General features: G+C 64.2%; 16 protein-coding genes. 10 read left to right on the top strand and 6 right to left on the bottom strand.

The genetic code is table 11. From position 1 onward, the window contains the following. Positions 1–51 precede the first annotated feature (51 nt). The 4 genes from coaBC (at position 52) to B6V76_RS09650 (ending at position 4,985) form a co-directional block, all read left to right on the top strand. Positions 52–1,260, top strand: a complete 1,209-nt coding sequence (gene coaBC / locus B6V76_RS09665) for a bifunctional phosphopantothenoylcysteine decarboxylase/phosphopantothenate--cysteine ligase CoaBC (RefSeq protein WP_088722373.1) — start codon at positions 52–54, stop codon at positions 1,258–1,260. A 127-nt stretch (positions 1,261–1,387) separates the two neighbouring features. Continuing rightward, entirely contained in the window at positions 1,388–1,858 is a 471-nt protein-coding gene (dut, locus tag B6V76_RS09660; protein ID WP_088727312.1) for a dUTP diphosphatase, read from the top strand. Between the two features lie 3 nt (positions 1,859–1,861). Continuing rightward, positions 1,862–2,926 (top strand): HesA/MoeB/ThiF family protein, encoded by a 1,065-nt coding sequence (locus B6V76_RS09655; protein ID WP_088727311.1) that lies wholly within the window; start codon positions 1,862–1,864, stop codon positions 2,924–2,926. A gap of 37 nt (positions 2,927–2,963) precedes the next feature. Then, positions 2,964–4,985 (top strand): M3 family metallopeptidase, encoded by a 2,022-nt coding sequence (locus tag B6V76_RS09650; RefSeq protein WP_088727310.1) that lies wholly within the window; start codon positions 2,964–2,966, stop codon positions 4,983–4,985. Between the two features lie 128 nt (positions 4,986–5,113). On the opposite strand, the gene B6V76_RS09645 is transcribed toward B6V76_RS09650, so the two are convergent. Both B6V76_RS09645 and B6V76_RS09640 read right to left on the bottom strand, forming a co-directional pair. Continuing rightward, entirely contained in the window at positions 5,114–5,998 is an 885-nt protein-coding gene (locus B6V76_RS09645; RefSeq protein WP_088727309.1) for a cation diffusion facilitator family transporter, read from the bottom strand. A gap of 48 nt (positions 5,999–6,046) precedes the next feature. Continuing rightward, positions 6,047–6,688 carry an SH3 domain-containing protein gene (locus B6V76_RS09640; RefSeq protein ID WP_088727461.1) on the bottom strand — a complete coding sequence of 214 codons (642 nt, stop codon included), beginning with the start codon at positions 6,686–6,688 and terminating at the stop codon, positions 6,047–6,049. Positions 6,689–6,872: 184 nt separating this feature from the next. Between B6V76_RS09640 and B6V76_RS09635 the strand changes: the two genes are divergently transcribed. Together B6V76_RS09635 and B6V76_RS09625 are read left to right on the top strand one after the other, a co-directional pair. Continuing rightward, a complete protein-coding gene (locus tag B6V76_RS09635) occupies positions 6,873–7,859 on the top strand; it encodes a D-glycerate dehydrogenase (protein WP_088727308.1) in 987 nt (328 codons plus the stop codon). 565 nt (positions 7,860–8,424) lie between these two features. Beyond that, entirely contained in the window at positions 8,425–9,045 is a 621-nt protein-coding gene (locus B6V76_RS09625) for a class I SAM-dependent methyltransferase (protein ID WP_088727306.1), read from the top strand. 321 nt (positions 9,046–9,366) lie between these two features. Here the strand turns inward: B6V76_RS09625 and B6V76_RS19920 are convergent, their stop codons facing one another. Beyond that, positions 9,367–10,674, bottom strand: a complete 1,308-nt coding sequence (locus B6V76_RS19920; RefSeq protein WP_240497835.1) for a PRC-barrel domain-containing protein — start codon at positions 10,672–10,674, stop codon at positions 9,367–9,369. Between the two features lie 368 nt (positions 10,675–11,042). On the opposite strand from B6V76_RS19920, the gene B6V76_RS09615 reads away from it, so the two are divergent. The 4 genes from B6V76_RS09615 (at position 11,043) to B6V76_RS09600 (ending at position 15,711) form a co-directional block, all read left to right on the top strand. After that, positions 11,043–13,544, top strand: a complete 2,502-nt coding sequence (locus B6V76_RS09615; protein WP_088727304.1) for an FAD-dependent oxidoreductase — start codon at positions 11,043–11,045, stop codon at positions 13,542–13,544. A gap of 276 nt (positions 13,545–13,820) precedes the next feature. Further along, positions 13,821–14,165 carry a carboxymuconolactone decarboxylase family protein gene (locus B6V76_RS09610; protein ID WP_088722382.1) on the top strand — a complete coding sequence of 115 codons (345 nt, stop codon included), beginning with the start codon at positions 13,821–13,823 and terminating at the stop codon, positions 14,163–14,165. A 93-nt stretch (positions 14,166–14,258) separates the two neighbouring features. Beyond that, positions 14,259–14,771: a calcium-binding protein gene (locus B6V76_RS09605; protein ID WP_088727303.1), complete on the top strand. Its 513-nt coding sequence runs from the start codon at positions 14,259–14,261 to the stop codon at positions 14,769–14,771. Between the two features lie 199 nt (positions 14,772–14,970). Continuing rightward, positions 14,971–15,711 (top strand): GH25 family lysozyme, encoded by a 741-nt coding sequence (locus B6V76_RS09600; RefSeq protein ID WP_088719769.1) that lies wholly within the window; start codon positions 14,971–14,973, stop codon positions 15,709–15,711. A gap of 80 nt (positions 15,712–15,791) precedes the next feature. On the opposite strand, the gene B6V76_RS09595 is transcribed toward B6V76_RS09600, so the two are convergent. From B6V76_RS09595 to B6V76_RS09585, 3 genes are all read right to left on the bottom strand, one after another. Then, entirely contained in the window at positions 15,792–15,980 is a 189-nt protein-coding gene (locus tag B6V76_RS09595; protein ID WP_075774120.1) for a hypothetical protein, read from the bottom strand. A 169-nt stretch (positions 15,981–16,149) separates the two neighbouring features. Further along, the gene (gene carB / locus B6V76_RS09590) at positions 16,150–19,479 is read right to left on the bottom strand and encodes a carbamoyl-phosphate synthase large subunit (protein ID WP_075774121.1); all 3,330 of its coding nucleotides are present in this window, start codon (positions 19,477–19,479) and stop codon (positions 16,150–16,152) included. A gap of 181 nt (positions 19,480–19,660) precedes the next feature. Further along, positions 19,661–20,899, bottom strand: coding sequence for a cyclopropane-fatty-acyl-phospholipid synthase family protein (locus tag B6V76_RS09585; RefSeq protein WP_088727302.1), 1,239 nt, complete (start codon positions 20,897–20,899; stop codon positions 19,661–19,663). Between the last annotated feature and the right edge of the window lie 105 nt (positions 20,900–21,004).

Here is a 21,004-nt window from a genome sequence, read left to right as displayed (position 1 = left end):
CCAATGCGCCCCGGCGCTTAGACCATCTGAGAGAGTTTCACGGAGAGGCAAATGCTTGCCGGCAAACGCATCCTGTTGATCGTCGGCGGCGGCATCGCCGCCTTCAAGGCGCCCGAGCTGATCCGACTGCTGCGGGGTGCGGGAGCCTCGGTGAGCCCGGTCCTGACCAAGGCCGGCGCCGAGTTCGTGACGCCGCTGACCCTGTCCTCGCTTGCGGGCGAGGCCGTGCATTCCGACCTTTTCGATCTGACGCATGAGGCCGAGATCGGTCATATCCAGCTGTCGCGCGCCGCCGATCTGGTCGTCGTCGTGGCGGCCACCGCCGACCTGATGGCGAAGATGGCGCACGGTCTGGCCAATGACCTCGCCTCGACCCTGCTGCTCGCGACGGACAAGCGTGTGCTGATCGCGCCCGCGATGAACGTGCGGATGTGGGAGCATCCCGCAACGCAGCGCAATATCGCGACGCTCAAATCCGACGGCGTGATCTTCGCAGGTCCGACCGAGGGCGACATGGCCTGTGGCGAATTCGGCGAGGGCCGGATGATCGAGCCCGAGGCGATCCTCGCGGCGATCGGTGCGGCGCTGTCCGACGGTCCGCTGAAAGGCCGCCATATCCTCGTGACCTCGGGGCCCACCCATGAGCCGATCGACCCGGTGCGCTATATCGCGAACCGCTCCTCGGGCGCGCAGGGCACGGCGATTGCCGCAGCCCTGCGCGACCTCGGCGCGACTGTCACCTTCGTCACCGGTCCCGCGACGGTTGCGCCCCCTGCGGGCGTGAAGGTGATCAAGGTCGAGACCGCTCGCGAAATGCTCGACGCGGTGCAGACCGCGCTGCCTGCCGAGGCCGCGATCTTTGCTGCCGCCGTGGCGGATTGGCGTGTCGCGAACGCGGCCGAGCGGAAGATGAAGAAGGACGGCACCGGCGCGCCGCCCGCGCTGGAATTTGCCGAGAACCCGGACATTCTCGCCACAGTTTCGAAGATGGGCGAGGGCCGCCCGGGTCTCGTGGTTGGCTTCGCCGCCGAGACCCACGATGTCGCGCGCTTTGCGGCGGACAAACGCGCCCGCAAGGGCTGTGACTGGATCGTCGCCAATGACGTGAGTCCCGCGACCGGGATTATGGGCGGCACCGAGAACGCGGTGACGATCATCGACGAGACCGGCGCGGAAAGCTGGGACCGGACGGGCAAGGACGAGGTTGCGCGGCGGTTGGCTGCGCGCATCGCGGCAGCCTTGGGCGCGGCGACGGGGTAAGGGACGCTCCGCGGGGGATATTTATGCCAAGCCGAAGCGAAGCGCCCCTCTTTCGGCTTGGTCCAAATATCCCCGCCGGAGGCATCTGCAATTGACGCCCGCGCGACATCGGGCAGGAGAGGGACACGTGAGCACACCGATCATCAAGGTTCTGCACGAAGACTGGGCCGATCACGAGATTGCCCTGCCGCGCTACGAGACCCACGGCGCCGCCGGGGCCGACCTGCGCGCCAATCTCCCGCCCGAGGATCGCGCGCGCGGCGTCATGCTCGGCCCGATGCAGCGCGCGATCATTCCGACAGGGCTGCGAGTCGAGATCCCCGAAGGGTTCGAGATGCAGATCCGTCCGCGTTCGGGGCTTGCGTACAAACACGGGATCAGCCTGGCCAACACGCCCGGGACGATCGACGCCGATTATCGCGGGCCGCTGGGGGTGCTGCTGATCAACCTCGCCCAAGAGCCCTATCTGATCGAGCATGGGGCGCGCATCGCGCAGGCGATCGTCGCGCCGGTGGTGCAGGCGCGCTTCGAGGTCGCCGACACTTTGGGTGACACCGCACGCGGCGCAGGCGGTTTCGGCTCGACCGGCAAGGGCTGAGGCATGCTCGGACTCACTCTCATGGCGGCGATCCTCGGGCTCGGGCTGGTGATGAAAGCGTCTGCCCGTGCGATCTTCGGGATGCTGGTGCTGGTCTGGGCGGCGCTGGTGGTCGCGCATCTGCCGATCCCGGGATTTTCTCCCATCGGGCGTGTTCTGGGCGGTTCGCTTGCGGGGTGGATTGGCCTCGGTGTCGTGGTCGCGCTGGTGCTGATCTATCGCCGGATGCTCGGGGCGATCCGGACGAGAGCCGAGGCGAAGGAGCCGCAGTCGCCAGCCGCCAAACCGGGCAGCTTTTCCGAGGCGGAACTGGACCGCTACGCGCGCCACATCATGCTGCGCGAGATCGGCGGGCCGGGGCAGAAGCGGCTCAAACAGGCTAAGGTTCTGGTGGTCGGCGCCGGGGGGCTGGGCTCGCCCGCGCTGCTCTATCTCGCCGCTGCCGGGGCGGGGCGGATAGGTGTCGTGGATGACGATGTCGTCTCGAATTCCAACCTGCAGCGGCAGGTGATCCACCGCGACGCCGATCTCGGGATGCCCAAGGTCTTCTCCGCACAGAAAGCGATGCTGGCGCTCAACCCGCATATCGAGGTGCTGCCCTATAACCGCCGCCTGAGCGCCGAGGACGCCGAAGGGCTGGTTGCAGAATATGACCTCGTCCTAGACGGGACCGACAATTTCGACACCCGCTATCTGGTGAACGCGGCCTGCGTGGCGACAGGCACGCCGTTGATTTCTGGCGCGATCACGCAATGGGAAGGGCAGCTCTCACTCTATGATCCAGCGAAGGGTGCGCCCTGTTACGCCTGTGTTTTCCCCGAGGCGCCGGCGGCGGGTCTTGCGCCCACCTGCGCCGAAGCGGGGGTGGTCGGCGCGTTGCCGGGCGTTGTGGGCTCGATGATGGCGACCGAGGCGATCAAGGAGATCACCGGCGCGGGGCAATCCGCGCGCGGACGGTTGATGATCTACGACGCCCTCTGGGGCGAGAGCCGTCAGTTCGGCGTGAAGCGGCGCGCCGATTGCGCGGTTTGCGGCGAAGGGCGCGGCGCGGGGGATGGTCAATCCTGAGCGTGCGTCCTAGCTTGCGATGCAAAGGAGACCCGCCATGACCAACCCGCTTCTCGCCGACTGGACCGGCCCCTACGAACTGCCGCCCTTCACCGAGATTTCAGATGCCGATTTCGCGCCTGCTTTCGATGCTGCGCTGGCCGAGGCGCGCGCCAATATCGCGGCAATCGCGGACTCGCCCGACGCCCCGACATTCGCCAATACGATCGAGGCGATGGAACTGGCTGAAGAGGCGCTCGAAAAGGTCGCGGGCGTGTTCTACAACCTCGCCGGTGCCGATGCGACGCCCGCGCGGCAGGAGTTGATGCGCGATCTGGCGCCGAAGCTCGCGGCGTTTTCCTCCGAGATCACGATGAACAAGGCGCTGTTTGCGCGGATCGACCAGCTTTGGCAGGACCGCGAGAGCCTCGGACTTGACCCGGAGCAGGACCGGCTTCTGGAGCAATATTATCAGATGTTCACCCGTTCCGGCGCGGCGCTGGAAGGGGCCGAGGCCGAGCGGATGCGCGAGATCAAGCAGCGCTTCGCCTCGATCACCACGCAGTTCAGCCAGAACCTGCTGGCCGATGAAAGCGGGTGGTTCCGCCCGCTGGCCGAGGATGACCTGGAAGGGCTCCCCGATTTTGTCGTCGATACCGCCCGCGCGGCGGGCAAGGAGCGTGGGCAGGACGGTCCGGTCCTGACGCTCTCGCGCTCTCTGATCGTGCCCTTCCTGCAATTCTCGCCCAATCGCGAGCTTCGCCGGATCGCCTACGAGGCCTGGGCCGCGCGCGGCGCGAATGGCGGCGAGACCGACAATCGCGAGATCGCCGCCGAGGTGCTCAAGCTGCGCGAGGAACGCGCGAAGCTGCTGGGTTACGAGAGCTTCGCCGCCTACAAGCTGGAGCCCGAGATGGCCAAGACGCCCGAAGCGGTGCGCGATCTTTTGATGCGGGTCTGGGCACCTGCGAAGGCCGCAGCCGAGGCCGATGCCGCGAAGCTGGCCGAGATGATGCACGCCGACGGGATCAATGGCGATCTGGAGCCGTGGGACTGGCGCTACTATGCCGAGAAGCGCCGCGTGGCAGAGCATGATTTCGACGAGGGGCAGATCAAGCCCTATCTCTCGCTCGACGCGATGATCGGTGCGGCCTTCGATACGGCGAACCGGCTCTTCGGGCTGAAGTTCAAGGAGATCGACGGGCCGTTCTATCATGCGGACGTGCGTGGCTGGGAAGTGTCGCGCGGGGGCAAGGTTCTGGCCGTGTTCCTCGGCGACTATTTCGCGCGCGGTTCGAAGCGGTCTGGCGCGTGGTGCTCGGCGATGCGCTCGCAGCGCAAGCTGGGCGGCGCGCCGGTGCCGATCGTGGTGAACGTGTGCAACTTCGCCAAGGGCGATCCGGCGCTTCTGTCGCATGACGACGCACGCACGCTGTTCCACGAATTCGGCCATGCGCTGCACCAGATGCTGTCCAACGTGACCTATCAGTTCCTATCAGGCACCTCGGTCGCACGCGATTTCGTGGAGCTGCCGAGCCAGCTGTACGAGCATTGGCTCGACGTGCCCGAGACGCTCGAAAAACACGCGCGCCACTACAAGACGGGCGAGCCGATGCCGACGGAGCTGCGCGAGAAGCTGAAGGGTGCTGCCACTTTCGATCAGGGCTTCTCGACGGTGGAATATCTCGGTTCGGCGCTGGTCGATCTGGCTTTCCACGAGGGTGCGGCCCCGGAAGATCCGATGGCGAAACAAGCCGAGGTGCTTCGCGAGATCGGCATGCCCCACGCGATCCGGATGCGCCACGCGACGCCGCATTTCTCGCATGTCTTCTCGGGCGACGGCTATTCGGCGGGCTATTACAGCTACATGTGGTCCGAGGTGATGGATGCCGATGCGTTCGAGGCCTTCGAGGAAGCGGGCGACGTGTTCGACCCGGAAACGGCGGCGAAACTCGAACGCTTCGTTCTGTCTGCGGGCAATTCGCGGCCGCCGGAAGAACTTTATACCGAGTTCCGGGGCAAGATGCCGGGGGTCGAGCCTCTGCTGAAGGGTCGCGGGCTGCTTGATCCGGCCGCCTGAGCGAGTGGTGATGTCGGAGCCTCCGGCGGGGATATTTGAGGCAGTTGGAAGCAAGACGATCTGCCTTCCTCTTGGCCAAAATATCCCGGGGGGCGGCGCAAGCCGTGGGGGCAGCGCCCCCTCCGCGCTCAGCCCCGATAGACATCCTTGTGGATGATGACGTCGGCCTGCGGATAGGCCGCGACAATGGCGCGTTTGAGCGCGGCGCCGATGTCGTGCGCTTCCTCCAGCGTCTGATCCCCGTCGAGTTCGATATGCAGGTTTACGAAGATCTGCGCGCCGGCGGTGCGGGTTTTAAGATCGTGAAAGCCGCGCACATCGGGCCAGTCGCGGGCGATCTTGGCGATGCCTTCGATCACGTCGTCAGGGGCTGCGCGGTCCATCAGGGCGTGCCATGCGCCAATGAAGATCTTCGCCGCGCCGGCTAGCATGATCGCGGCGGCGATCAGGGCGACGATGCTGTCCACGTCGCCCCAGCCAAAGGCATGCGAGAGCCAGAGCGCGAGGATCGCGCCCAGTGTCGGCAGCAGGTCGCCCACATAGTGCAGCCGGTCGGCGGCGACGACCTTGTTGCCGGTCGCCTTTGCCACGCGGCCCTGCCACCAGATCAGGCCGAAGGTGATCACCGCAGAGGCGACCATCACCGCGATCCCAAGCCCCTCTGCGGCGAGCGGCGGGGGCGAAGGCGCCATCAGCCGCCGTATCCCGGTGATGCCGATCGTGGCGCCTGCGCCCAGCACGATCAGCGCCTGACCGAGGGCCGCGAGGTCTTCGGCCGAGCTATGCCCGAAAGCGTGATCGTCATCGGCGGGTTTCGCGGCATAGAGGATCGCCAGCAGCCCCGCGCCCGAGATCAGCAGGTCCACCGCGCTATCGGCCAGCGAGGCGCCCACGGAGAGCGCCCCGGTCTGCCACAGCGCCCAGGCCTTTATCGCGACGAGCAGCGCGGCGGTGCCGACCGAGGCCAGACCCGCCGAGGTGTTCATCCGGTGTTCGTTTTCGCTATAGGCCATCGCCGCCGCCTCTACCTTTGCGCCGTTGCTCTAGCGCAGGAGAGCGTCTCAGTCACGGGTCTCGTCGGGGTCGACGCCCCAGATTTCCGTCTTGGGTAACCAGCCATCCGCGCCCGTACCCGAGATTTCGCACCAATCGTGGGTGCAGGCCCCCAGCTGCGCGATCGCTCCGGCCTGCGCCTTGGCAGTGACCGCGGATTTCGGATCGGGACGGGCATGGAGCGAGACCATGTCCTGCATGACGATCACGTTCCGGACGCCCGAGATCAGCGTGTAGTGAATCCAGCCGCCTTGCCCTTCGTTATCCTCGACGCGCCGCCAGTGGCCGAATTCTGCGGTGACTTTCAGCGGCATGCCCGCGTGGGTGAACACCCAGTCGATCCGGTGCGACAGGGACGGGCCGCGGCGCACATTTCCCTTCGAGCCCTTGAGCGAGACGTAGCGCGGGATCGGCAGGTGGGTGACGGGGCCGCGATGTTGCGGTTTCGACAGTTGCACGTCGGGGCCATTGCCATCGGGTTCGGCCGCGGGCTTCGCTTGGGGCTTGTTGGTCTGGCTGCTTGCAGCCGTCTGAGAGGGTGCCGCGTCGGGTTTCGATTGCGCGCCCGAGGCATTGCCCGACACGCTCCAGACCGCACCCACCAGAATCGCAATTGAGGATACCGCCGCGAGGATTTTGCTGCCCGTCATCATCCGCCTCATATCCCGGCCCGCCCGTCGGCTGATCCGCGGGTCTGCGACATCCGGTGCGCAATAAAATTGCGCTCGCGTGTCGATTTCGGCCATTACTGCTCTTGCCGGGCCTTGTGCCTGCCCGCGTTGAGGGGCAGTTTGCATCCAACCGCCCCGCGATGGAAGAGAGGAGAGGACCGAGATGCCTGCACCGCGCCTGAGTGTTGTCGTGACGCGACGCCTGCCCGAGGTCGTCGAGACCCGGATGAAGGAATTGTTCGAGGTCGAGCTCAATCACGACGATCGCAAGATGAGCCGGGAGGACCTTGTCGAGGCGATGAAGCGCGCCGATGTTCTCGTGCCTTGCGTGACCGATCGGATCGATGCGTCGATGATCTCGCAGGCTGGCGAGCGCCTGAAACTGATCGCAAATTACGGCGCCGGGGTCGATCATATCGACGTGTCCTCGGCGCGTCAGCGCGGGGTGCTGGTGTCGAACACGCCCGGTGTCGTCACCGATGATACGGCGGATATGACGATCGCGCTGATGCTGGCGGTGACACGACGCATTCCCGAGGGGCTCGCGCATATGCAGGCGGGCGACTGGAAGGGCTGGGCCCCCACCGCCTTCATGGGCCATCGGATTGGCGGAAAGCGGCTGGGCATTCTCGGCATGGGCCGGATCGGTCAGGCGGTGGCGCGGCGCGCCAAGGCGTTCGGGATGCAGATTCACTACCACAACCGCACCAAGGTTCACCCGGATATCGAGGCCGAGCTGGAAGCGACCTATTGGGACAGCCTCGACCAGATGGTGAGCCGGATGGATGTGATCTCGGTGAACTGTCCGCACACGCCGTCTACCTTCCACCTGCTCAATGCGCGGCGGCTGAAGATGCTCAAGCGCGAGGCGGTGATCGTGAATACGTCGCGGGGCGAGGTGATCGACGAAAACGCGCTGACACGGGCGTTGCGGGCGGGCGAGCTGGCCGGGGCCGGGCTCGACGTGTTCGAGCATGGCGCGGACGTCAATCCGCGTCTGCGCGAGCTGCCGAACGTGGTGCTGCTGCCCCATATGGGCTCGGCCACGGTCGAAGGACGTGTTGAGATGGGCGAGAAGGTACTGGTCAATATCAAGACCTTCGCCGACGGTCACCGGCCGCCGGATCTCGTCGTGCCGTCGATGATCTGATCCCCAGGTGGCAGAGAAAAGGCCCCGGTGCGATCCTGACGCATTCCGCGTGGTGGGAGGCCCAAAAGATCGGGCCTGTCGTGATACTCACGGCAGGTCTTTATTATTTCTAAGGAAAATGCCGCGTCAGGTTCCGAAAAAGATGTCGTAAATCCGAGACTTTTTTCTCGGCGGCATCATTCGCCTGCGTGAATGAAGAAAAATCAGTGATTTCAGACCTTTCTGCTTCCGGTTTCATGAATGCAGCCAATATCCCTCGGCCACAAGCTTGCCCTTCGCATGCGGCAAAATCCGCGGACGAGCATCCGTATCGACTTCAAGCCGCACGCCGTTCTCCTCACCAAGAAGAACAAGCCAGGCAAACAGGCCACGCAGAAAGCATTTCACACCCAGAATGTGAACGCATTACACTCCCGCTACAACGACTTCATGGGGCCCTTCAAAGGTCCGGTGTCGAAGTGTCTGGGGCGTTACCTGCGTTGGTTTCTACTCCGGTCGAAGATGGACGGCGGAGCAGTCTTTCGAAGGGTGCTTTCGCCGCAATGAGTTGGGAGGGCGTGGAGACATGACGGTCGACAGAAAGGCACACTGGGACACCGTCTATGGCGAGAAGTCCGAGGCCCAGTTGAGTTGGCATCAGGATGATCCACGGGTCTCGCTCGAACTGATCGAGATGGCTGGCGCAACTGCGAATTCATCAATCATCGACATTGGCGGAGGAACCTCCCGCCTTGCGGGCGCTCTCGTCGCGATGGGACTTCGCGATATCACAGTCCTCGATCTATCGCAGGTCGCCCTGGATGTAGCCCGAGACCGGCTGGGACAAGCCGGTGAAACAGTGAAATGGATGTCAGCAGACATCACCACTTGGGCCCCTGATCACCATTACGACCTGTGGCACGACAGGGCAGTGTTCCACTTCCTCGTCGATGCGGCGGAGCGGGCGGCCTATCTGGAAAACCTCGCGCGCGCGGTGAACATCGGCGGCCATGCGATCATTGCCACCTTTGCGCCAGACGGGCCGGAGAAATGTAGTGGCCTCCCAGTCGCCCGATATAGTCCAAACGACCTCGCCCAGTTGCTTGGAGAAAGCTTCGAACTCGTGGCGCATCGCCACCACCTGCATCAGACTCCCTCGGGCAAAAGCCAGTCCTTCCAGTTCAGTCTTTTCCGCCGCTTCGGCTGAAGCCGCAGATGAAACTGGTCGTGAGCCGACCTGCCCAACACGCTTTCGAGACATCGCCATAGCAAGTAGGCGACGATGAAATCGCCGCATACTTGCTATGGCCAACGAGCTCTACTGCGCTCGGTTCCTCTTGTCGCCGATGAGATATCTCATCAAACCTCCCACCACGCGGAATGCGTCAGTGCGATCCGGGGCCTTTTCATTTGCGGCAGACGACCCCGAGGTCGAAATGCGGCCGAAATGACGAAAGGCCCCGGGACAGTCCCGGGGCCTTCGCTGGGAGCAGGGGCTGCCCCCGCTCTCCGTCACATCATCCGAAGATTACTTCGCTTCGTATTTCGGAAGCTTCTTCAGTTGCTCTTCGGTCAGACCCGTATGCACGGTGATCGAAGTGTCGTTCTTCAGAACGGTCAGCTCGCTGGCCTTGATCTCGACCGGCTTGGCGCCGATGCCGAGGAAGCCCCCCACGTCGATCACGACGCCCGAGACTTTACCGTCCTTGCCCTGAACCAGTTCGGACACGTCGCCGACCTTGTCGTCGTTCGGGCCATAGACGCCTTCACCACGCAGCGTGTCGGGATCGACCGAAGCCACGTCGACCTTCTGGCCGCTCTCCTTGTCGGCTTGCCCCATGGTGCCCACGGCGGCAGCGGTGCTGTCGACGGCGTCGTCGATCGCGCTCCCGGTTTCGTTCGCGGCTTCCTTGGTCGCTTCGCCAGCGTTGTCAGCAGCGTTCTCGACGGCTTGGCCGGTTTCGTTCGCTGCTTCCTTGGTGTTCTGAGCGGCGTCTTTCGCCATCTCTTGGGTCTTGTCGGCGGCGTTGTTCATCGCCTGCTCGGTGTCCTGCGCGGCGTTCTGAGCAGCGTCGGCCGTGTTCTCGGCAGCGTTGTCCATCGCTTCGCCTGCGTTATCGGCAGCTTTGGCGGTCTTGTCGGCAGCTTCGTTCGCAGCGGCGCCAGCGGCAGCGGCGGTCGCGGTGGCAGCGGCTTCCGCGTTGTCGCCAGCCTTATCCATCTTCTGCGACGCGTCGGCGTTTTCCATCTTGTCGCCGTCCATGTCCGAATCTTGCGACTGCGACGCATCGGCGTTCTGCATGTCTTCGCCGTTGTCGTTGCCGTTCATCTCGCCCTTCGTGTCCGAGCTGAACGCGGTCTGCATTTCGGCGTCGTATTTCGGGGCTTGGTCCAGCTGGTCCTTGCTGCCCTGAGCGACGACGAAATAGGAATTTTCGGTGTCGCCATCGGGAACCAGGTTCAGCGAATCCATCGAGATCGCGACGGTCTTCTCGCCGATGCCGAGGAATCCGCCAACGTCGACGAGTACGGCATCGACCTTACCATCGGTGCCGAGCACGACGTCGCTGACTTCGCCGACGTCATCCCAGTTGTCCTGCGCCTCGTTGACCGCGGTCTTGGCGTCGACCTTGTCCTTCGAGATGTACACGCGCTTGCCCATGAGGCCCGAGGCGTTGAAGGAATCCGGAATCGACTTCATGAACATGTCGCCCGACATGCTGGCCGAAGCGTTCGCGTTGGCTTCCGCCTTGGCGTTGGCATTCGCTTTGTTTTCGGCATGTGCGGGCAGGGCAAGCATCAGGCCGATTGCGGTAGTGGTGATGAGCTTCTTCATATCTCGTCTCCCTTTCGAATTAGGCGAGGCGGGTCGGCTTTGCTTTCCGTCACCGCCGCCTCTGATGCACTGAAAACTGGTGAACCCGCGCACAGTTCCTGTGCATGCAAGGGAAAAATTTTTACTTTTTGCGGGAACTAAACACGAATTCGCGACTCGCATCACGACCATGTCATCGCTCGGTTCGGGGCCGTCCAACGAGGCTTGGGCTTTCATGAACGGGCTATGGCGGGCTGGCGCCGCGCGCCCAAAGCGTGGCGTGTGCGGTTTTGTCGTTTTTGTCGCGCGAATGTCGCCCGGATCGGATTGCGTTCGCGAATATGAGGGTCAATCTGCCCCTACGTCCGTATCGGTAAGGAGGCCCCGCGATGAAAACCCATGTGAAAGCTCTGGTCGTCGGTGGCGGCGCGGTCGGGTGCGGTGTCGCCTATCATCTCGCCAAGGCGGGCTGGGACACGCTGCTGATCGAGCGCGACGAACTGACCTCGGGCTCAACCTGGCACGCCGCGGGTCTGCTGCCGCTGTTCAACATGAGCTACGCGACGACCCACATCCACAAATACTCGGTCGATTTCTACAAGACGCTCGAAGCCGAGACCGGGCTGAATGCGGGTTTTGCGATCGTGGGCAACCTGCGCATGGCGCAGACGCAGGAACGGATGGACGAGTACAAGCTCTATTCTTCCGTGGCCGAGACCGCGGACGTCTATCACGAGTTCCTCACGCCTGCGCAGATGAAGGAGCGTTGGCCGCTTCTGAACACCGAAGACCTCGTGGGTGCGCTGTTCCACCCGCAGGACGGCTATATCAATCCCGCCGACGTGACGCAGGCGATGGCCAAGGGCGCGCGCCAGCACGGTGCCGAGATCGCGCGCAAGCTGCAGGTCAACGCTTATCGCTGGACCGGTTCGGAATGGGTCGTGACGCTCGAGAAGATGGTCGAGAAGGGCGGCAACCTTGTCGGCTCCGGCGAAGAGATCGAGATCCGCGCCGAGCATGTCGTGACCTGCACCGGCAACCACGCGCAGCGCACCGCGCGCCTGCTGGGCATCAAGATCCCCGCCATTCCCGTCGAGCACCAGTTCATCGTGACCGATGCCGATCCGGCGCTCGTCAAATGGCGCGCCGAGGGCAACCCCGAGCACCCGGTGCTGCGAGATGCGGATGCGAAATGGTATGTCCGCGAAGAGCGCGGCGGCTGGATCTTGGGCCCCTATGAGCGCAACGCGCCCGCGCGCTTCCTCTACGACGTGCCGGAGAGTTTCCGCGCCGATCTGTTCCAGCTCGATCTGGAGCGTATCGAAGAAGAATACATGTCGATGATCCATCGCTTGCCGAGTTCCGAGGAAGTCGGCCTGAAGGACGATTTCAACGGCCCGATCTGCTACACCCCCGATGGCAACCCGCTGGTCGGCCCGGCGCCGGGCCTGCGCAACATGTGGCTGGCGGAAGGCTTCTCCTTCGGTATCACCGCCGCGGGCGGCACCGGCTATTACCTCGCGCAAATGATGGTCGAAGGCGAGGCCGAGATCGACATGGCCTCGCTCGACCCCAAGCGCTACGGCAGCTGGATGACCACCGAATACGCGGCGCGCAAGAACGAAGAGGCCTATGAGCACGTCTTCATCCTGCACCACCCCGATGAAGAGCGCGAAGCCTGCCGCCCGCTGCGCACCGCCCCCGCCTATGATCGCCAGATCGCGGCGGGCGCGCAGATGGGCCAGACTAACGGCTGGGAGCGTCCGAACTACTACGGGCCCAAGGATGCGCCTTCGAGCTTCGACCATGACAGCCGATCGTTCCGGCGCGGCGAATGGTGGCAATATGCCAAGGCCGAGGCCGAGGCGCTGCGCGACACCGCCGGCCTTATCGATGCCTCCGCCTTTACCAAACACTTGGTGCGCGGCCCCGGCGCGACCGCCTTCCTCGATGCCTTCACCTGCAACAAGTTGCCGAAAGTGGGTCGGATCAACCTGACCTACGCCCTGACCGAAGCGGGCACGACCCGCACCGAATACACGATCGTGCGGCTGGCCGAGGATGAATACTACCTGATCTCGGCCGGTGCCTGGACCGATTACGACGGCGACTTCCTGCGCAAATCGATCGAGGATTTCCGCGCGGCGGGCGGCGACTATGTCGATTGCCACGACGTGACCACCCAATGGGGCGTCTTCGCGCTCGCAGGCCCCAATGCCCGCAAGATTCTGCAGGAGGTCGTCAAGGACGCCTATCCGGAGACGGTTCTTTCGAACAAGCGCTTCCCGTGGCTTTCGATGCGCAATATCGAGCTGGGCATGTGTCCGGTCCGTGCCGTGCGCGTGGCCTATACCGGCGAGTTGGGGTGGGAACTGCATCACCCCGTCGAATTCGGCCGCTACCTCTGGGATCTGCTGGTCGAAGCGGGCGAGAAGCACGGGATGAAGCTCGTCGGCGCGCGCGCCCAGAACTGGCTTCGTCAGGAGAAGAGCTATCGCGCCTTCGGCAACGAGCTGGGCCGCGACGCGACCCCGCAGGAAGCCGGTCTCGACCGCTTCATCGACCTCGAGAAGGAGTTTACCGGCAAGCAGGCGATGCTCGACACCGGCATCCGCTCGAAATGCGTGACGCTTCTGATCGACGGGCCGGACGATGCCGATCCATGGGGCAAGGAAGTCATCAAGCGGGACGGCGAGAAGGTCGGACGTCTGACCTCGGGCGGCTGGTCGGTGGCCTTCGGCAAGCAGATCGGCATGGGCTATGTGCGCCCCGATCTGGCCGAGCCGGGCACCAAGCTGAGCGTGCGCATCCTCGGTGCCGATTATCCGGCGGAAGTGACCGAGGATAGCCCGCACGATCCGACTAACGCACGCATCCGCGTCGACGGCTGAGCCTGTCTCTCGATGGAGATCGCAGAAGGGGGCGCTGCCCCCCTTTTCGCTGCGCGAATTTACCCCCGGGGATATTTGCGCCAAGGCGAAGAGGACGACGCTTTGCGCCTCTTCGGGCTTGAGAAATATCCCGGGGGAGGCGCGTGTCCCGCGCCGGGGGCGGAGCCCCCTCGCTATCAGCCGTTACCCGCTCACGCCAATGTATTGACGCAGGTCAAGGATTTCGCCCGCGCCCCGTGTCACGCCGCGAGGGACGAAATGCGAAGGAGACCTGCGATGAGCTACAAGGCGAAAATCGACGAGATGCGCAACGAGCTACGCGTGATGAACAAGACGATCCCCGACGCAGTCGGCGGCTTTGGTGTGCTGTCGAAAGCGGTGAAGGAGAACGGGCCGCTCGATGTGAAGACCAAGGAATTCATCGCCCTCGGCATGGCGGTCGTGCTGCGTTGCGAGCCCTGCATCATGTTCCATGTAGAGGCGTTGATGAAAGCGGGCGGTACGCGCGAGGAGCTGGGCGACGTGCTTGCCATGGCGATCCAGATGGGCGGTGGCCCGGGTGTGATGTATGCCGGTCACGCGCTGGCGTGCTGGGACGAGCTGGCCGCAGCGAAAGCCTGAGGCTTCCCCTCTGCGACATGTTGTCAGGCCCGCGCCGGAAAGGTGCGGGCCGTTTCGTTTTATTTTCGACATCACATTGTAAAGGACAGACAGATGAAACGGTTCGCCCCTCTTGCCGCGCCCCTCGCCGTGGCCCTCCTGCTCGGTGCCGCTCCGGGCTTCGCGCAGACTGCCCAGGTGCCGGGGCAAGAATTCCTCCTGCAATGGGATCTCGATGGCGATGGCGGCGTCACGCTGTCCGAAGCCCGCGAGCGGCGCGGCGACATCTTCACGATGTTCGACGAGAACGAGGATGACGCCTATTCCGCAGCGGAGATCGCCATGATCGACGAGCATAAGGCAATGGAGCGCGCGGCCGGCAAGGGTCCGGGGCATCAGATGCCAGAAGGTATGGGGCAGGGGCCCGGCAAGCGTCAGGGTCAGGGCCGTGCGATGTGCTCGGGGCAGGATGTCCCGGCCGCTGAAGGGCTGCGGGCCTTCGATGCGAATGGTGACGGGGTAATCTCGCGCGTGGAGTTCGTGGGCGGTACCGATCGGTGGTTCGCGATGCGCGATCGCAACGGGGACGGCGTGCTGACCAGCGCCGATTTCGGCCCACGGACCTGACCCGGACCCCTTAGGCGAAGCCTCGCCGATGTCAAAAGACGCCCGCTTGTCAGCGATGACAGGCGGGCGTTTGCATGAGAGGCTGGGAAAAAATCACGGGGGAGTGAGCATGGGGATTTCACGCAGGTTCTTCGTCTCGGGCGCGGCCTTGGCCTTGGCGGGCTGCGGTGGCGGGCCGGGCGGCAAACAGGCCACGCTGATGCGTCCGGCCGTGTTGTCCGCCTCGAACTACCGGGCGAGCGGCATCCCCGCGCGCTTCGGCGATACCGATCCGCATGACTGGGAAGGTCTGGCGCCAGCGCGGTTGCCGGTCCACGGGATCGACGCCGCGCGCTATCAGGGCGAGATCGATTGGCGACGGGCGCGCGCGGCTGGCGTGTCCTTCGCGTGGCTCAAGGCGACCGAGGGCGGCGATCACTCCGATCCCGGTTTCCACATCAACGCGACCCGCGCGCGGGCAGCGGGCGTGCCGGTGGGGGCGTATCACTTCTATTATTTCTGCCGTTCCCCCGAAGAGCAGGCGGATTGGTATATCCGCAACGTGCCGCGCCGGCGGGGGGATCTGCCGCCTGTGCTGGATATCGAGTGGAACCATACCTCGCGCACCTGCCAGCGCCGCCCCGCGGCCCACGTCACCCGCGCCGAGATGCACCGCTTCCTCGCTGCTTTGACGCGTCATTACGGCACGAAACCGGTCATCTACACGACGATCGACTTCTGGCGTGACAACGACCTGTCGCGTTTCTCGGGCTACGAGATGTGGCTGCGCTCGGTCACCGCGCACCCGATGGAGCGCTACCCCGGCGCCGATTGGAGCTTCTGGCAATATAGCGGCACGGGCGTCGTGCCAGGCGTGCCCGGAACGGTGGACATGAACGCTTTCGCGGGGTCTCCGGGCGCGTGGCAAAGCTGGCTCGCCCGGCGGGCGCAGCGGGCGTGACGGGGGCACCTCGCGGGCAGCGGGGATGAAAAAGGGCGACTTGGAGCCGCCCTTGTCATGAGTATAAGCCGTCCGACCGGTCAGGCAGCAGAGTTGCCTTGTCCAGGCAGATAGCGCAAGAGGTCGCGCTGCTCGAATGTCGCGCCTTTGTTCGGACCGAAGGTGAATTTCGCGCCGATGGAGATGAAGTCCGAAGCCCCGCCATAGCCCATGTCGAGGTGGCCGACAGTGCCGTTCAGCGTGAAGGCGTCGTTCACACGGTAATCCATCCCGAATGACACGCGGTTGGTGTTGAGGTACGAGACGTTGAAGTTGTCGAGGCTCGCGTTGAAATCGATCCGGTCATTGAGCGTGTAGAATATCCGGAATGTGAGAAATGAATGTCCTCCGAAGCTTGTGCTTCGGAGGACACATGTCTTTCTGAACTGGCGCGGTCGCTTACTGTAGCGAGCGGACGTGGACTTCGCCCTCTTTGCGGCTCTTGATCGCTGCGACGGCGGCGATCGAAGCGGCGGCGGTGGTGAAGTAGGGGATCTTGTCATAGAGCGCGACCGCGCGGATGTCGCGGCTGTCCGAGATTGCCTGGCTGCCATCGGTGGTGTTGAAGACGAGGTCGATCTCGTCGTTCTTCAGCCGGTCGACGATGTTCGGGCGGCCCTCATAGACCTTCAGCACCTTCTCGCTTTCCACGCCATGCTCGGCGAGCCAAGCAGCGGTGCCGCCGGTCGCGACGATGGTGAAGCCCATCGAGATCAGCGTGGCGGCGGCCTCGGCCAGATCGTCGGTCTTGTTGGAATCCTTGATCGAGAAGAACACGCGGCCGCTTTCAGGCAGCACGGTGCCCGCGCCGAGCTGGGCTTTCCAGAAGGCCGACGGGAAGTCGCGATCCCAGCCCATCACCTCGCCGGTGGAGCGCATTTCCGGGCCGAGAAGCGTGTCGACACCCGGGAAGCGGGCAAAGGGCAGCACGGCTTCCTTGACCGAGAACCACGGCGTTTGCGGATCGGCCAGCGTCAGCGGATCGGCGAAGGGCAGCGGCGTGTCGGGGCCGACGCCTTCGGGGTAGGGCGGGCGCGCCGGGAAGGCCGACAGCTTCTCGCCCGCCATCAGGCGCGCCGCGATCGAGGCGATTGCCGAGTCGGTGGCTTTCGCGACGAAGGGCACGGTGCGCGAGGCGCGCGGGTTCACTTCGAGCACATAAATCTCGCCGTCCTTGATCGCGAATTGCACGTTCATCAGGCCGACCACGTTGAGGCCCTTGGCCATCTTCTCGGTCTGCACCTTCAGCTCGGCCACGATCTCGGGGCTCAGCGAGTAGGGCGGCAGCGAGCAGGCGGAGTCGCCCGAGTGGACGCCGGCTTCCTCGATATGCTGCATGATGCCCGCAACATGGACGCTTTCGCCGTCGCAGAGCGCATCGACGTCCACCTCGATGGCGCCCGCCAGATAGCTGTCGAGCAGCACCGGGTTGTCGCCCGAGACCACCACTGCCTCTTTGATGTAGCGCTTGAGGTGGTCGAGGTCGCGCACGATTTCCATCGCGCGGCCGCCCAGCACATAGGAGGGACGGATCACCAGCGGATAGCCGACGCGGCCCGCAATCTCGAAGGCCTGCTCGTCGGAGCTGGCAATGCCGTTGACCGGTTGCTTCAGGCCCAGCCGGTTGAGCAGGTCCTGGAACCGCTCGCGGTCTTCGGCAAGGTCGATCGCATCGGGCGTGGTGCCGAGGATCGGGATGCCTTCGGCCTCCAGCGCGTTTGCGAGTTTCAGGGGCGTCTGGCCGCCGAATTGCACGATCACGCCGTGCAGCGTGCCGTTGTCACGCTCCACCCGCAGGATTTCGAGGACGTGCTCCAACGTCAGCGGCTCGAAATACAGGCGATCCGAGGTGTCGTAGTCGGTCGATACGGTCTCGGGGTTACAGTTGACCATGATGGTCTCGTAACCCGCGTCGGTCAGCGCGAAACAGGCGTGGCAGCAGCAATAGTCGAACTCGATCCCCTGGCCGATCCGGTTCGGACCGCCACCGAGGATGACCACTTTCTTGCGGTCGGAGGGACGCGCCTCGCATTCGACCTCGCCCATCGCGGGGGCCTCGTAGGTCGAGTACATGTAGGGCGTCTGCGCCTCGAATTCGGCGGCGCAGGTGTCGATGCGCTTGAAGACCGCGGTGACGCCAAGGTTGCGGCGGGCGCGGCGGACCTGCGCTTCGTCGCGGCCAGTCAGCTTGGCGAGACGCGCGTCCGTGAAGCCCATCATCTTGAGATTGCGAAGACCCTTTTCGTCGAGCGGCAGGCCCTTCTTGCGAATCTCGTTCTCGGCCTCGACGATTTCGCGGATGCGGGCGAGGAACCACGGATCGAACGCGGTCGCGTGCTGGATTTCCTCATTGCTCAGCCCGTGGCGCATCGCCTGCGCGATCAGGCGCATCCGGTCGGGCGTCTGCTGCGAGATCGCCTTGATGACGGCGGCCTTCTCCGGCGCGCCGTCGATCTCGATCTCGTCGAAGCCGCTGAGGCCCGTCTCCATCGAGGCGAGCGCCTTCTGCACGGATTCGTGGAAGGTCCGGCCGATCGCCATCGCCTCACCCACCGATTTCATCGCCGTCGTCAGTTCCGGCTTGGAGCCTGCGAATTTCTCGAAGGCGAAGCGCGGGATCTTGGTGACGACATAGTCGATGGTCGGCTCGAAGCTGGCGGGCGTGACCTTGGTGATGTCGTTGTCGAGCTCGTCCAGCGTGTAGCCCACGGCGAGTTTCGCCGCGATCTTGGCGATCGGGAAGCCGGTGGCCTTGGAGGCTAGCGCCGAGGAGCGCGATACGCGCGGGTTCATCTCGATCACGACCATGCGGCCATCTTCGGGGTTGATTGCCCATTGCACGTTCGATCCGCCGGTCTCGACGCCGATCTCGCGCAGCACGGCGATCGAGCCGTTGCGCATGATCTGGTATTCCTTGTCGGTCAGCGTCAGCGCGGGCGCCACGGTGATCGAGTCACCGGTATGGACGCCCATCGGGTCGACGTTCTCGATGGCGCAGACGATGATGGCGTTGTCGGCGCGGTCGCGCACGACCTCCATCTCGAATTCCTTCCAGCCCAGCAGCGACTCGTCGACGAGGATCTGGGAGACGGGAGAGGCGTCGAGGCCCGAGCGGCAAATGCGCTCGTAGTCTTCGCGGTTATAGGCCACGCCGCCGCCGGTGCCGCCCAGCGTGAAGGCGGGGCGGATGATCGCGGGCAGGCCGATATGCTCCAGCTCGACCAGCGCCTGACGCACACCCTCGTTGACGTCATAGGTGCCGTTCTCACGCTTGGGCGAGGATACGATGGTCGCTTTCGGGTTCTCGAGGCCGATCCGGTCCATCGCCTCGCGGAAAAGCTTCCGGTCTTCGGCCATCTCGATCGCGTCACGGTTCGCACCGATCAGCTCGACGCCGAATTTCTCCAGCACGCCCATATCGGCCAGAGCAAGCGCCGTGTTGAGGCCGGTCTGCCCGCCCATCGTCGGCAGCACCGCGTCGGGGCGCTCAGCCTCGATGATCTTGGCCACGACTTCCGGCGTGATCGGTTCGATATAGGTGGCGTCGGCCAGACCCGGATCGGTCATGATCGTCGCGGGGTTGGAGTTGACGAGGATGACGCGGTAGCCTTCTTCACGGAGGGCTTTGCAGGCCTGGGCACCCGAATAGTCGAACTCGCAGGCTTGCCCGATCACAATGGGCCCGGCGCCGATAATGAGGATTGACGTGATGTCTGTTCTCTTCGGCATGGGAATCCCCTCTGGTCGCTGCGCAAATTGAGGCGCTTTATACGCAAAGGGTCAGGCGTCGCAAGAGGGTCAGGACGCGATAGCCGGGTTGCGGGATGACGCGAAGGCGCGGGCCCAACCCCGCCAAGGCCGCGCGCGGCGAGGGCGCGACCCGATTTCGGCCCGGTGAGGGGATACCCGCCTATTCGGCAGCCAGCCTGTGTTCCTGTTCTTCGTCGTCCCGATAGAGGTAATCGCGGGTCAGCGGCACGTCGCCGACCTCATGGGCCAGCTGGTACTGGAACACCACCTGTCCGCCATGGCGGAAGGCCATCTCCGAGGCCACGAGGTAGAAGCGCCACATCCGGCAGAACCGCTCGTCATAGAGTGCGACCGCCTTGTCGATATTCGCCTCGAACCGATCGCACCAGTGGCGCAGCGTTTCCGCGTAATGCAGCCGCCACACTTCGAGATCGGTGGTGATGAGCCCTTCGTGTTCGACCGCGTTCGACGCTTCGGACATGGCGGGGCAATAGCCGCCGGGGAAGATGTATTTGGTGATGAAATCGGCCGTCGCGCCGCCGGGGCCTGAACGTCCGATGAAATGGATCAGCGAGATACCACCCGGTTTCAGCAACTCGCGGACCTTCGCGAAATATTCCCGGTAATGGGGCACGCCGACATGCTCGAACATGCCGACCGAGACGATGCGGTCGAACTTGTCGGTCACGTCGCGATAGTCTGTCAGACGGATGTCGATCTTGTCTTCGAGCCCGGCCTCCTTCACCCGCTTGCGGGCCAGCGCGTGCTGTTCGGTCGAGAGCGTCACGCCCACCACTTTCGCGCCGAAATCGCGCGCCAGCGTCATCGCCATGCCGCCCCAACCGCAGCCGATGTCAAGAATGGTCATCCCCGGTTCGATCAGCAGCTTCTTGGCGATATGGCGTTTTTTGGCCTCCTGCGCCTCCTCCAGCGTCATGTCGGGACGCTCGAAATAGGCGCAGCTATATTGCCGATCCTCGTCGAGAAAGAGATCGTAAAGTTCGCCCGACAGGTCATAGTGATGCGCCACGTTGGTGCGGGCCTTGTTGACCGGATTGAACTGCGCGAAACGGCGCCCGAAAAAGCGGCTCGCCTCGCGCGGCTTCTCGAACCATGGCATGCCTGAGCCGGTCTGGTTGCGGATTGCGAGCGCGAGAAATCCGCGCAGGTCGTCATCGGCAATCGTATAGTCGCCGTTCATGTAGCCTTCGCCGACACCGAGGTCGGGCCGCAGCACGATCTTCTTCGTCAGTTCCGGGTTGCTCATGGTAACGCGGACCGGATTCCCGGTGCCGTCGCCATAGCGTATGAGGGTTTCGTCAGGATAGACGAGTTCGAGTGTGCCCCTGCGGATCAGGTGGCGCAACATACGGTCGAGAAGCGAGTCCCAAGCTCTCATGCGGTCTCTCCGGATCGTGCCGGGGCTGGCAGGCTCCAGCGTGTGTCTTCACGACGGTAACCTTTGTGAAATTACCAAAGTTCCCGTTCTCACTGAAGTTAACCG

It is taken from the genome of Thioclava sp. IC9 (genome assembly GCF_002213225.1).
GTDB classification, from domain to species: domain Bacteria; phylum Pseudomonadota; class Alphaproteobacteria; order Rhodobacterales; family Rhodobacteraceae; genus Thioclava; species Thioclava nitratireducens.
Note: the sequence above shows the minus strand (reverse complement) of the source record. Positions and strands in the feature narration are given on the sequence as shown.